The 12,057-nt window shown below is 39.3% G+C and carries 10 protein-coding genes; 6 read left to right on the top strand and 4 right to left on the bottom strand.

From position 1 onward, the window contains the following. The first annotated feature begins 2 nt into the window (after positions 1–2). From REI64_RS07230 to REI64_RS07205, 6 genes are all read left to right on the top strand, one after another. Positions 3–1,559 carry a SusD/RagB family nutrient-binding outer membrane lipoprotein gene (locus REI64_RS07230; RefSeq protein ID WP_308849442.1) on the top strand — a complete coding sequence of 519 codons (1,557 nt, stop codon included), beginning with the start codon at positions 3–5 and terminating at the stop codon, positions 1,557–1,559. Positions 1,560–1,596: 37 nt separating this feature from the next. Next, a complete protein-coding gene (locus REI64_RS07225) occupies positions 1,597–3,156 on the top strand; it encodes a DUF5689 domain-containing protein (protein ID WP_308849441.1) in 1,560 nt (519 codons plus the stop codon). Between the two features lie 69 nt (positions 3,157–3,225). Next, positions 3,226–4,020 carry an endonuclease/exonuclease/phosphatase family protein gene (locus REI64_RS07220; RefSeq protein WP_308849440.1) on the top strand — a complete coding sequence of 265 codons (795 nt, stop codon included), beginning with the start codon at positions 3,226–3,228 and terminating at the stop codon, positions 4,018–4,020. Positions 4,021–4,025: 5 nt separating this feature from the next. Then, the gene (locus tag REI64_RS07215) at positions 4,026–6,290 is read left to right on the top strand and encodes an alpha-N-acetylglucosaminidase (protein WP_308849439.1); all 2,265 of its coding nucleotides are present in this window, start codon (positions 4,026–4,028) and stop codon (positions 6,288–6,290) included. Next, entirely contained in the window at positions 6,280–7,677 is a 1,398-nt protein-coding gene (locus REI64_RS07210) for a Gfo/Idh/MocA family oxidoreductase (RefSeq protein WP_308849438.1), read from the top strand. The genes REI64_RS07215 and REI64_RS07210 overlap by 11 nt, the downstream gene beginning before the upstream one ends. Further along, positions 7,674–8,576 (top strand): TIM barrel protein, encoded by a 903-nt coding sequence (locus tag REI64_RS07205; RefSeq protein ID WP_308849437.1) that lies wholly within the window; start codon positions 7,674–7,676, stop codon positions 8,574–8,576. The genes REI64_RS07210 and REI64_RS07205 overlap by 4 nt, the downstream gene beginning before the upstream one ends. A 138-nt stretch (positions 8,577–8,714) precedes the next feature. Here REI64_RS07205 and REI64_RS07200 read toward each other — a convergent pair whose 3' ends face one another. The 4 genes from REI64_RS07200 to lptB all read right to left on the bottom strand — a co-directional run bounded on the left by REI64_RS07200 (position 8,715) and on the right by lptB (position 12,040). After that, the gene (locus REI64_RS07200; protein WP_308849436.1) at positions 8,715–9,143 is read right to left on the bottom strand and encodes a CBS domain-containing protein; all 429 of its coding nucleotides are present in this window, start codon (positions 9,141–9,143) and stop codon (positions 8,715–8,717) included. 176 nt (positions 9,144–9,319) lie between these two features. Beyond that, positions 9,320–9,745 carry a YkvA family protein gene (locus tag REI64_RS07195; RefSeq protein WP_308849435.1) on the bottom strand — a complete coding sequence of 142 codons (426 nt, stop codon included), beginning with the start codon at positions 9,743–9,745 and terminating at the stop codon, positions 9,320–9,322. Between the two features lie 42 nt (positions 9,746–9,787). Then, positions 9,788–11,296, bottom strand: coding sequence for a GH3 auxin-responsive promoter family protein (locus REI64_RS07190; RefSeq protein WP_308849434.1), 1,509 nt, complete (start codon positions 11,294–11,296; stop codon positions 9,788–9,790). 9 nt (positions 11,297–11,305) lie between these two features. After that, a complete protein-coding gene (gene lptB / locus REI64_RS07185) occupies positions 11,306–12,040 on the bottom strand; it encodes an LPS export ABC transporter ATP-binding protein (protein ID WP_308849433.1) in 735 nt (244 codons plus the stop codon). Positions 12,041–12,057 lie beyond the last annotated feature (17 nt).

Below are 12,057 nucleotides of genomic sequence, written 5' to 3'. Positions count from 1 at the left end.
ACATGAAAAAGATCATATATATAACTACGCTTTTGTTCGTGATGTTGGGCTTTAATGCTTGCGACAAAGGTTTTGAAAAGGAGAATACCGATCCAATTCGTATCATTAATACCTCACCAGATAAGCTTTTAGCGCCTGCATTGGTGAACACGCTGACAGCGAACATGGTGCGTAACCGTAATTTTAATAACGAACTGATGCAAGTAACGGTGGCGCAAAGTGAAGATGAATTTGCTGTATTTAGATACGATTTTAGGCCTAATATAGCCGATTATACTTGGAATAATTGGTACAGCGAACTAACGAATTTTAAAGATATCTACGAAGTAGCATCGCAGCCACAATATCAAAATAATTCTTATAAAGGCATTTCATTGGTGTGTGAAGCTTGGGTTTTCTCTCTTTTAACCGATACTTATGGTGATGTGCCGTTTAAAGAGGCAAATCTTGGTAAGACTGGTTTGGTTGAGCCGGCATTTGATCCGCAAAAAGATATTTATCAAGCTTTATTTGCAAAACTAGAAGAAGCAAATAATTTGCTTTCGGAAAACGTAGCTATTGATGTAGCAAGCGACCCGGTTTATAAAGGAAATATCACCCTATGGCGTAAGTTCTGCAATAGTTTACATCTACGCTTATTATTACGCTTGTCGGGCAAGGCTGAGGTAGCCAGTTCCATGATTGCAAAAATTAAGGAAATTGCCGAAACCAACCCAACCAAGTATCCCATATTTAATTCAAATGCTGAATCGGCAGTGTTAAAGTGGACGGGCCTAACAGTTACTACTGATCCTTTTACCAGCCCATATGTAAACGCACTTAGAGAGGCAGATTTTACCATTACATCACTTTGTAATTTCTTTATGCTTAAATTAAATTTTTGGACCGATCCACGTATAGATATTAGCGCAAAATATGGAGCCAACTCTCGTAACAGATTAGGCATAGCAGCAGGTTCAGGAGGTTTTGTAGGTGTAGAAAGTGGTTACGAAATTGGTAACCGAGAAAATAAACAGTCGTACTTCTATTCTTCGGGGGCTTCAGATTTTTCGTTACAAAAAAATCCGCTTACTGGAATTATGATGACCTATGCCGAAGTAGAATTCATTTTGGCAGAAGCAACAGCCAAAGGGTGGATAGCAGGTACTGCAGCTAATCATTACTACAATGGTATTGCCAATGCTATAAACTATTGGGTGCCGGCTTTTAGTACAAATATTTCTGGGCAAGAATTTACAGATTACATTGCTGCTGCGGGCTTGTCTTGGAATGATGCTTTGCCACTGGAATCTGCTACAGGCGACAGTAAAATGGAGCGCATTCATTTGCAGAAGTACTTCAGTTTGTTCCAAACAGATTTTCAGCAGTGGTTTGAATATAGGCGTACTGGACATCCAATATTGCCTAAAGGTACTGGATTAAGAAATGGGGGAAGAATGCCTGCCAGATTAAACTACCCAGTGTATGTGCAGGCTGCTAATCCAACGAATTATAGCAAAGCTGTAGCAAACATGGGCGCCGATAATATCAATACACAGGTTTGGTGGCAAAAACCCTAATTAACAGAAAAGTTCATATCAAGAAATATTAATAGAAATGAAAAGGTTCATACTAAATATCATTTGGCTATTCTCGGCATTAACCGTGCTGGTGAGCTGCGATAAGAACGGGAATTTTCCAGGAGCGAGCGTAAGCCCATATATCGCCATTTACGATTTAAGGAGTTTTTATAAAGGTGCCGATTTTGCATTGACAGAAAAATCGATGTTAGGTTACACAAGTGTTACGGGAGTAGTAGTTTCTGATCACAGAGGTAAAAACCTTACATCGGGTTTGTTAATGGTACAAGATAAAATGCGTCTAAATGAGTTAAGAGGTATTTCTATCAACATAGGTGCCGATGCAGAAAAATACGTTCCTGGCGATTCGGTAACTGTAAATTTAGTAGGAGGTACCATGAAACGTGTTGATGGCTTACTACAAGTTACAGGTTTAACAGGAAGCGTAGTTAACAAGGTAGCATCAGGTAAGAATATCCCCGTAAATAGAGTACCAAGTAGTTTTTTGCTGGCCGATCCTGATAAATATGAAAGTACAGAATTGGTAATTGTGAAAGGAGGGTTCGATCCAATCCCTGCTCCAACCGATACCTATAGCGGAGATAGATTGGTGAACGATGGCTTTGGTAATTTTACACTGCACACCGAAGCTGCCGCTACTTTTGCTAATACGCCACTGCCAGGAATGGCAAACTTTTTTGGTGTAGTGCAATACACTAAAGATAACAGTGGTAAATATGTGCCGCATTTACGTGTGCGCAGGCCAGAAGATGTAACAGTTTTAAGCTCTACGGTTACCAGGGCCGCCATCATTATCTCTGGATATTTACCTATGCCAGAAGGAACGCCAAACACCAATGGCGAATACATTCAGCTACTAGCCACAAGAGATATTGACTTCTCAGTTACACCATTTTCTATTGTTACACACAATACCAATTCGGCTTATTTGCCAACTGGTGTACCGCTTAATGGTTGGGCAACCACAGGTAGACGTTCGTATAAATTTAACCTAACTTCTGGTACGGTTACTAAAGGCCAGTACTTTTATATTGGAGGAAACTCGAACAAACTGATAAACGGTGTAGGTTCTACAAGCATTGCAAATGCAAAATGGATAGTAGCTAGAAACACTGGTAGTGTGGCTGGCGATGGTATAGGCGATGCCAATGCAGATTTGCTTTTGAACGGAACAAGTGCTTTTACCGATGGTATTGCCGTGTTCGAAGGAACTACTGTAACTAAAACCACGATCCCGATGGATGTGATCATTACTGGTTTTAATGGTGCCATATTAAACATCGCCCAAGAAGCTGGTTTGCGAATTGCAAATACAGATTGGTACGATATTGTAAATCCGGTAACCCTAGAGCCACAGCCGTTTTACAAACAAGGTTCTAATACCATTTGTTTAACTCGCCCAGCGCCAACTAATGCAGGGTTCTTCTATAAACTTGGTGGAGAGTATAATATACGTTTAGGTCGTTGGGTAAGTGCTAGGGCACAAAACCGGGTAGACTTAACCGTAACTTCTGTATTAGACGAATTGGAAAAAGAATTTCCAACAGGTACATTGCCTACAAAGGTTGTAGAGTAATCCAAAAATAAAGAAGCAAGGTGGCTTTTTGCTGCCTTGCTTTTCCGATTTCTTAAGTAAAAGATAAAAATGAAGCATACAAAAGCAATAGCCCTGATTTTTATAATAGTTTTTTTTGGCTGCTCAGTCAAGAAAAACTCAACCGTTGCCAGCTCTTCTGGTCAGTTAAAGATATTGTGCTATAATATACATCATGCAAATCCTCCTTCAAAAACTGGGCTTATTGATATTGATGCAATAGTTAATGTGATAAAAAATGCCGATGCCGATGTGGTTGCATTGCAAGAGGTAGATAAATTGACCAAACGCAGTGGTGTAGATGAAGCAAAAGTGATAGCCGAGAAAATAGGATTGAATTATCATTTCTTCAGAGCAATAGATCATGATGGAGGTGAATATGGATTGGCAATATTGAGCCGCCATGAATTAAAAGAGGCGAAATTAGTTCCGTTGCCGCAGAAAAACGTAGCCGAAAAACGTATTCTTTCGCACGTAACTTTAACTGTACAGGGCAAAGAATTTGTTTTAGCAAATACGCACTTAGATGCTTCACGTACACACGATAACAGAAACGTACAGATGGAGTATATTCTTAAATACTTCGAAGATTTTAAACTGCCAGTGATACTTTGTGGCGATTTAAACAGTGTAGCAGGCTCTGAAGCCATCAATATGCTCGACAAACAGTTTAAGCGCACTTGCATTGATAATTGCCCAGGCACTATTCCGCATGACCAACCTAAAAGAACCATCGACTACATTGCTATTAAAAATGCGAATTGGCCAGTATTAGCTTACAATGTTATTGCGGAAACCTACGCCTCTGACCATAGACCAATTACTGCTACCTTCAAAATCAACTAAAATTTATGCGACATATCTTTAAATATTATCTGCTAATCCTCTCGTTTTTATGCTTTACCTTAAATGTTGCAGCTCAAAATAATGACAAGAGTGCTGCGGAAGCTTTCGTTAAGCGCATCGTAAAAAATCATGCCGCTAACTTCGAAATTAATTACATCGCAAGCGCCGCAAATGATAACGATATTTTCGAACTGGAAAGTAAGAATGGAAAGATTGTATTGAGTGGAAACAACAACGTATCCTTAGCAAGTGCTTTAAATCATTACTTAAGAAATTACGCCAACTGCTTGATTTCTTGGAATGGCTCTAATTTGAAATTGCCTACTAAATTGCCTAAAGTACCAAGCAAAATAAGTAAAACTACACCTTATAAATATCGCTATTACCTTAACTATTGCACTTTCAATTATTCTATGAGTTGGTGGGATTGGGAGCGCTGGCAATGGGAAATAGACTTTATGGCACTTAACGGTATTAATATGCCGCTAGCCATTACCGGACAAAATGCGGTTTGGTCTCGTGTTTACAAAAGTTTAGGATTTACTGATAAAGATTTGGAAACGTTCTTCTCGGGGCCTGCTTATTTCAATTGGTTCTACATGGGGAATATAGATGGCTGGGGAGGTCCGTTACCTAAAAATCAAATATTAGGGCACGAAGCTTTGCAGAAGAAAATTTTAGAGCGTGAAAGGTCTTTTGGCATGAAGCCGATTTTGCCTGCATTTACTGGCCATGTCCCTCCCGCTTTTAAGGATAAATTTCCTAAGGCATCATTAAAAAAAACTAACTGGACTACTTTTCCATCGGTTTATATTTTAGATCCGAATGATGAATTGTTTACCACCATTGGCAGGAAATTCATAGAAGAACAAACTAAAACTTTTGGTACAGATCATTATTATACCGCCGATACTTTTAACGAGAATACACCGCCAACTAACGATTCTACATATCTAAGTGACGTAAGTAAAAAAGTTTATCAATCTATGGCAATGGCAGATCCTAAAGCAACTTGGATTATGCAGGGCTGGCTATTTCATCACGGTGCAAAGTTCTGGAAACCTACCCAAATTAAAGCATTATTAAACGCAGTGCCTAACGATAAAATGATTATTCTGGATTTGTGGAGCGAAAACCATCCTGTTTGGCAAAGAACAGAAGCTTATTATGGCAAACCATGGATTTGGAACATGCTGCACAACTTCGGCGGTAATATTAGCCTTTACGGTCGTATGGACGAAGTGGCTACATCGCCAACAAAAAGCTTGAAAGATCCAAATGCAGGTAAAATGGTAGGCATTGGATTAACGCCAGAAGCGATAGAACAAAATCCAGCTTTATATCAGCTCATGCTAGATAATGTATGGACAGACCAACCCATCGATGTAAGCAGCTGGTTAAAAAGCTATGCTAAACAACGCTACGGAGCCAAAAATGAAAATGCTGAAAAAGCTTGGGAAATTTTGCATAGAACTGTTTACACTGGCGGAGTTTTGCCTGGTGGTCCCGAATCGATGATTACCGGCAGGCCGACATTAGCGGAAACGACAAGAGGTACAAGGCCTAAGAAGAACTACAATCCGTCAGAGTTAATTCCGGCTTGGACAGCATTGGTTAAAGCCTCTGATCAATTAAATACCGAAGGCTTTAAATATGATTTGGTGGATGTAACTCGCCAAGTGCTCGCCAATTACGCAGATACTTTACAACGCCAATTTGCAGATGCCCATCAAAAAAAGGAGATGGATAGGTTTAACCAACTGGGTGCAAAATTCATCACCGTTATGGATGATTTGGACAAGTTGTTGGCTACACGAGAAGACTTCTTGCTAGGTAAATGGTTAGCTGATGCCCGTAGAATGGGAACAAACACGGAGGAGGCAAATCTTTACGAGAAAAATGCAAGAAACTTAATTACGCTTTGGGGCGATAAAAACAGCACATTGAATGAATATTCTTGTCGTCAATGGTCTGGACTAATTTCATCATTTTACAAGCCACGTTGGCAAAGATTTTTCGAATATGCCAATCAACAACATCAAGCTGGTAAAAACATAGACCAAAAAGCTTTTGAAAATACCATGAAAGATTGGGAATGGAACTGGGTAAACCAAACCAATCCTTTTCCAACGCAACCTAGTGGAAACTCAATCACCATAGCCAAGCAGCTACACCAAAAGTATGGTGCCATGCTGACCGATTTTTATAAAACTGCTAAAAAGCAAATCAACAAAAAAACTAACATAACTGAGAACACAGATGAACCGTAGAAATTTGATCAAAACCTTAACGCTCAGTTTGGGAGGTGCTATCATCAGTACCGAAACCTTGGGTAAAATTGCAGATGATACGTTTTTGTACAAATTGCCTGCAAATCCAAGACATCAGCCATTAAAAAAAACGGTAACTGCAATTACGCTTGGCGCAGGAAACCGAGGCACTGTGTATAGCAATTATGCTGTGAAATTTCCAAGCGACCTAAAAATTGTTGGTGTTGCAGAACCTAACACTTTTAGGAACGATAAGTACACAAAAACTCATAACATTTCCCAAGATAATCGTTTCAATACTTGGGAGGATGTTTTTAAGCGTCCAAAGTTTGCGGATGCTATCATCATTTCTACACCAGACGATATGCACTACTATCCATGTATGAAAGCGTTGGAAATGGGCTACGACATCCTTTTAGAAAAACCAATTGCGCCGACTGAAAAGGAATGCAGAGATATTTTGGCTTTGGCAAAGAAACAAGGTCGTATCGTAGCGGTTTGTCACGTATTGCGTTATGCTCCGTATTTCGTGAAAATGAAAGAGCTGCTTGCGAAAGGCGCAGTTGGTAGGATAATGAGCGTGCAACATTTAGAGCCTATTGAGCACACCCATATGGCGCATTCTTACGTACGTGGTAATTGGCATAATTCCAAGAAAACTACACCAATACTTCTGGCAAAATCTTGTCACGATTTAGATATTATTAAATGGGTGATAGACAAGCCAAGTAAAGAGATTGTGGCCATGGGCGGTTTAACATGGTTCAAAGCGGAAAATGCTCCCGCAGGTAGTACAAATAGATGTACTGATGGTTGTAAGGTAGAACGTGAATGCCCATACTCAGCAATTAGGCAGTATCATGATAAGATGGGAAGGATAAGCGTACTAGATGTGCCAAATGAGTTAACGGAGAAAAGTGAAAAACAAAAATACATTCTAGAAAAGCTAAAAACATCTGATTATGGGCGTTGTGTGTACCGAATGGATAACGACCAGCCAGACCACTACATCGCAAATATCCAGTTTGAAGATGCAGTTACGGCAAGTTTTTCGATGGAAGCTTTTACTGCTTATCATGGTCGCCGTACCCGTGTTTTTGGCGCCATGGGCGATATGGTTGGCGATATGGAAGAATTGGTAGTAACTGATTTTAAAACAGGTAAACAGACGAAGTTTAAACCACAGGCAGAAGATGTAGAAGGCTATAAAAACTCTGGTCACGGTGGTGGCGATTGGCTTTTGGTAAAAGATTTTGTACAAGCGGTGGCGCATCAGGACCCAAAAATGCTTACTTCTACCATAGATGATTCTATAGAAAGCCATATCATGGGATTTATGGCAGAGAAAAGTAGAAAGACCAAAAAGCTTGAAAAAATTAAGATATGAAAACTTATTTATTGATTCTATTATTCGCTATCACGCTAAGCGTTGCTAATGCATCTGATGTTTTAAAAGTAGGCTATTCGGTAGCTATTACCAATGTTACTTCAGTACGTATGAAAGAAGCCAAAGCTGCGGGGATAGATTGTATTGAGGTTTCTTTAAGCCAATTTGTGGATAAAGAGAAACTTACTTTTTTAAAATCTGATAAGGAAATTGAAACGGCATGCAGAGCAGCAAACAAAGCAGCTTTGGAAGCTGGCGTAGAAATTTGGTCGGTGCACATGCCTTTTAGTAAAGACATAGATCTTTCACTTGCTGATGAAGATAAGCGTTTAGCAGTGATTGCATTGCATCAAAAGGTACTGCGTTTTTGCGAACTGATTTCGCCAAAAATTATCTTGTTTCATCCCAGTTATTTTTTAGGATTGAATGAGCGTGAGTTACGTACAAAGCAGTTGCTGAAATCGGCAGTGGCACTTAATCGTTCTGTTAAAAAAATGGGTGCTACCATGGTAATTGAGAACATGACCGGTTTTGAATTGGTAATGGCAGATGGGAAACGTGAGCGACCTTTAATGCGCACTGTAGAGGAAACTGTGGAGATTTTCAATCGCTTACCAAAAGACGTTTATTCAGCAATTGATTTGAACCATATTGTTGCTCCAGAGAAATTGGTGTTGGCAATGGGCAAACGGTTAAAAACTATCCACGTAGCAGATGGTGATGGCAAAGCCGAAAAGCACTTTTTCCCTTGCGATGCCAAAGGCGATAATGATTGGAAAGCAATTATGAAAGCCCTAGACAAAGTAAAATATAAAGGGCCTTTTATGTACGAAAGTAAGGCGCCAACATTGAAAGATTATAAAGAGTGCTATCTTAAGCTGTTGGAAGCCATACGTTAAATCTCGCAGCATGTCACTTGAGCGAGGATCCGTTTATGCATCGTCATGCTGAATTTATTTCAGCATCAGTTGTAAAAGTCACTAAAAATAAGTCTAAAAGAATTCGGAGGCTAAAAAGATATATAAGCTTTAAGGCGATTAACTATTAATATAACTTTCTAACTGTGAGATGGTTTGCTTTTGATCGGCGATGATGAATTTTACCACATCGCCGATAGAAACCATACCAATGGCTTTGTTCTCTGCTACAACCGGTAAATGTCTGATGTGTTTGTCGGTCATAATTTGCATACACAAATCAATACTGTCAGAAGTAGTTACTGTAATTGGATTAGCTGTCATTGCTTCGCTAATTGGCGTATCTTTGGAAGCTTTACCTTGTAAAACAATCTTACGGGCATAATCACGCTCCGTAAAAATGCCAAGTAATTGCTCATTTTCTATGATTAGCAATGCACTAATGTTTTTTTCTGTCATTAGCTTTAGCGCATCCAAAACTGAAGTATTTGAGGTTACACTAAAAATCTCTAAAGGTTTGGTGTTGAAGATTTGTTGAACTGTTTTCATAGTCTTCTGTTGTTTAGTTACTTAAATTTAATAAAATAAATCCACATCCAAACTATTACGCCAACTTACAAGAGAAATCGCATTTAAAGGAAAAGTGGAAATCCCGAAGGGATGCTAGCTAAAATCATATCAGCCCTTCGGGCTTTGAAATTTTAAAAGCAGCTTTCTTGCGATTTCTAGATATGTATGATTTTATTTGGGTCGTCTTTCGAAGTGCTCAACGCTTTCCAAGCTTGATACTTTTCTAATTCGGTGGTTACCTTTTTAAAAACAAAACCTAAAATGAAGGCATCGTCTAAAAATCCTAGGCCAACTAAAAAATCGGGGACTAAATCTAAAGGAGAAATAAAATAAAGAAGTGCCGCCAAAACAGATATCATTGTAGTTTTGGGAATGGCTGTGTAAGCTCCACTGGCGTAGTCTTTGGCTAGCGAAAAAAGCAGTTGTAATTGTTCCCATACATTAGCCAGAGCGTCCTTGTTTTCGTTTGCTTTAGCAAAGCCTTCTTGAATTTTACTTAAGGTTTTGCCTTTATCTTTGATTAAAGTTCCTGCAATTTTACTAAAAGCAAAATAGCTAAACATTAGTTTTTTGATGTTCATCTGCGATGTTTATCACAATGGCTATCAATAAGTATACCTAAACTAAAGCAACTTCAAAATATCATCCACATACTCTCGGTTATTAGCTAAACGAGGTACTTTATGCTGCCCACCCAATTTGCCTTTTTCCTTTAACCATTTGTAGAAAGTATCTTTTGGTGCATTATGAACTTTCGGCCTACGCAAAGCTATGTCTTTAAAACGCTTGGCATCGTAATCAGAATTTACTTCGCGTAAAGTATCATCCATTACATCAATGAATTTTTCAAAGTCAGTAGGCTGTTGCTCAAACTCAATAATCCACTCGTGACCACCAGCCTCTTCACCACTAAAGTAAATAGGGCAGGCGGTGTAATCCTTAATTTTTGCGTTGGTAAGTGCGCAAGCTTTTGTTAAAGCGTTTTCTGCGTTGTCTATAATCACTTCCTCACCAAAAGCATTGATAAAGTGTTTGGTTCTTCCGGTAATTTTTACCCTAAAAGGAGATAGAGAAGTAAAATGAACGGTATCTCCAATCATGTAACGCCATAAACCGCCGTTGGTGCTGATGATAATAGCGTAGTTCTTATTCAGTTCTACCTGATCTAGCGATAGTGTTTTCGGATTTTCATCGTCGATATGCTCTAGTGGTAAAAATTCATAGTAAATGCCGTAATCCAACATCAACAATAATTCGTCTGAGTAGGATTGATCTTGGATACCAAAAAAACCTTCCGAAGCATTATAAGTCTCCAAGTAGTACATGTCTTCAGACGGTATAAGCTCCTTAAATTGCTGGCGGTAAGGTGTAAAATTAACCGCACCGTGGAAATAAGCTTCGAGGTTTGGCCAAACTTCTAACAGATTTTTGGTGCCAGTAATTTCCATTACTTTTTTTGCTAGAACGATGGTCCAAGTAGGCACACCCGAGATGTTGGTCACATTCTCCTTGATGGTAGCCTCCGCCATGCGGTCTATCTTCTCCTCGTAATTATCCATTAGAGCAATAGACATATCTGGCGTTCGGTAGTATTCTGCCCAAACGGGTAGGTTTTTGATTAGCACGGCTGATAAATCTCCGTAGTGGATGTCTTCGCAAAGCTGATTGATTTGATGGCTCCCCCCCAAAACCAAGCCTTTGCCGGTAAACATTTGCGCATCTGGCCTATTGTTACAGTAGATAGAAAGCATGTCTTTGCCGCCTTTAAAGTGGCATTCTTCCAGAGCTTCTTCAGAAACTGGGATAAACTTGCTTCTATCGCTCGTAGTACCCGATGATTTTGCAAACCACTTAATTTCTGAGGGCCACAAGATATTTTGTTCGCCCTGCAACATCCGCTCGATGTAAGGCTTTAGCGTATCGTAATTTTGTATAGGTACCCGCTCTTTAAATTGCTGGACAGTTAAAATCGATTTATAGTCGTATAATTTCCCCCATTCGGTATTTTCGGCACTAGAAATAAGGGTGTGTAGCCACTCGTCCTGAACATCTAGTGGGTATTTCATGAAAAGCTCAATCTGATGAATGCGCTTTTTCATATACCATGTAAAAATTGAATTTACTATCGCCATCGATTGTTTTTATAGGTTTTTCTTACGTAGAACGAAGTTGGCTCCCAGATATACTTTTCTCACCATTTCGTTGGCTGCTAAAACTTCTGGTGTACCAGACTCTAGAATTTTTCCTTCAAAAAGTAAATATGCCCTATCGGTAATAGATAGCGTTTCTTGTACGTTGTGGTCGGTAATTAAGATGCCAATATTTTTCTTTTTAAGCTTAGCCACGATGCTTTGAATTTCTTCTACTGCAATAGGGTCAACTCCGGCAAAAGGTTCATCTAACAAAATAAAATTCGGATTGGCAGCCAACGCCCTTGCAATTTCGGTACGCCTACGTTCGCCACCAGAAAGTAAATCGCCACGATTTTTACGAACCTTATGCAAGCTAAATTCGTTAATTAGTTCTTCTAGCTTCTCTTTGCGTTCTTCTTTGTTAAGTTTGGTCATTTCCAGAATGGCCATAATGTTATCTTCTACCGTTAGCTTACGGAAAACGCTAGCTTCTTGCGCCAAATAACCAATGCCTTTTTGAGCACGACGATACATTGGGTCTTTGGTAATGTCTTCGCCATCTAAAAAAATATTGCCTTCGTTTGGTTTAATCAGTCCCACAATCATGTAGAACGATGTAGTTTTACCAGCACCATTTGGCCCCAATAAACCCACAATCTCTCCCTGACTAACTTCAAACGAAACATCGTTAACAACGGTACGCTGCTTGTATTTTTTAATGAGATGCTCTGCTTTTAAAATCATTATTTCTAATTAATGAT

This window comes from Pedobacter sp. (genome assembly GCF_031119335.1).
Classification (GTDB): domain Bacteria; phylum Bacteroidota; class Bacteroidia; order Sphingobacteriales; family Sphingobacteriaceae; genus Pedobacter.
Note: the sequence above shows the minus strand (reverse complement) of the source record. Positions and strands in the feature narration are given on the sequence as shown.

Bases quoted from the DNA above. Each gene is read 5' to 3' on its own strand.
- REI64_RS07225 (WP_308849441.1), top strand. From the start codon at position 1,597: ATGAAAAGGTTCATACTAAATATCATTTGGCTATTCTCGGCATTAACC.
- REI64_RS07220 (WP_308849440.1), top strand. From the start codon at position 3,226: ATGAAGCATACAAAAGCAATAGCCCTGATTTTTATAATAGTTTTTTTT.
- REI64_RS07190 (WP_308849434.1), bottom strand. From the start codon at position 11,296: ATGGCGATAGTAAATTCAATTTTTACATGGTATATGAAAAAGCGCATT.
- lptB (WP_308849433.1), bottom strand. From the start codon at position 12,040: ATGATTTTAAAAGCAGAGCATCTCATTAAAAAATACAAGCAGCGTACC.
- REI64_RS07230 (WP_308849442.1), top strand. From the start codon at position 3: ATGAAAAAGATCATATATATAACTACGCTTTTGTTCGTGATGTTGGGC.
- REI64_RS07210 (WP_308849438.1), top strand. From the start codon at position 6,280: ATGAACCGTAGAAATTTGATCAAAACCTTAACGCTCAGTTTGGGAGGT.
- REI64_RS07200 (WP_308849436.1), bottom strand. From the start codon at position 9,143: ATGAAAACAGTTCAACAAATCTTCAACACCAAACCTTTAGAGATTTTT.
- REI64_RS07195 (WP_308849435.1), bottom strand. From the start codon at position 9,745: ATGAACATCAAAAAACTAATGTTTAGCTATTTTGCTTTTAGTAAAATT.
- REI64_RS07205 (WP_308849437.1), top strand. From the start codon at position 7,674: ATGAAAACTTATTTATTGATTCTATTATTCGCTATCACGCTAAGCGTT.
- REI64_RS07215 (WP_308849439.1), top strand. From the start codon at position 4,026: ATGCGACATATCTTTAAATATTATCTGCTAATCCTCTCGTTTTTATGC.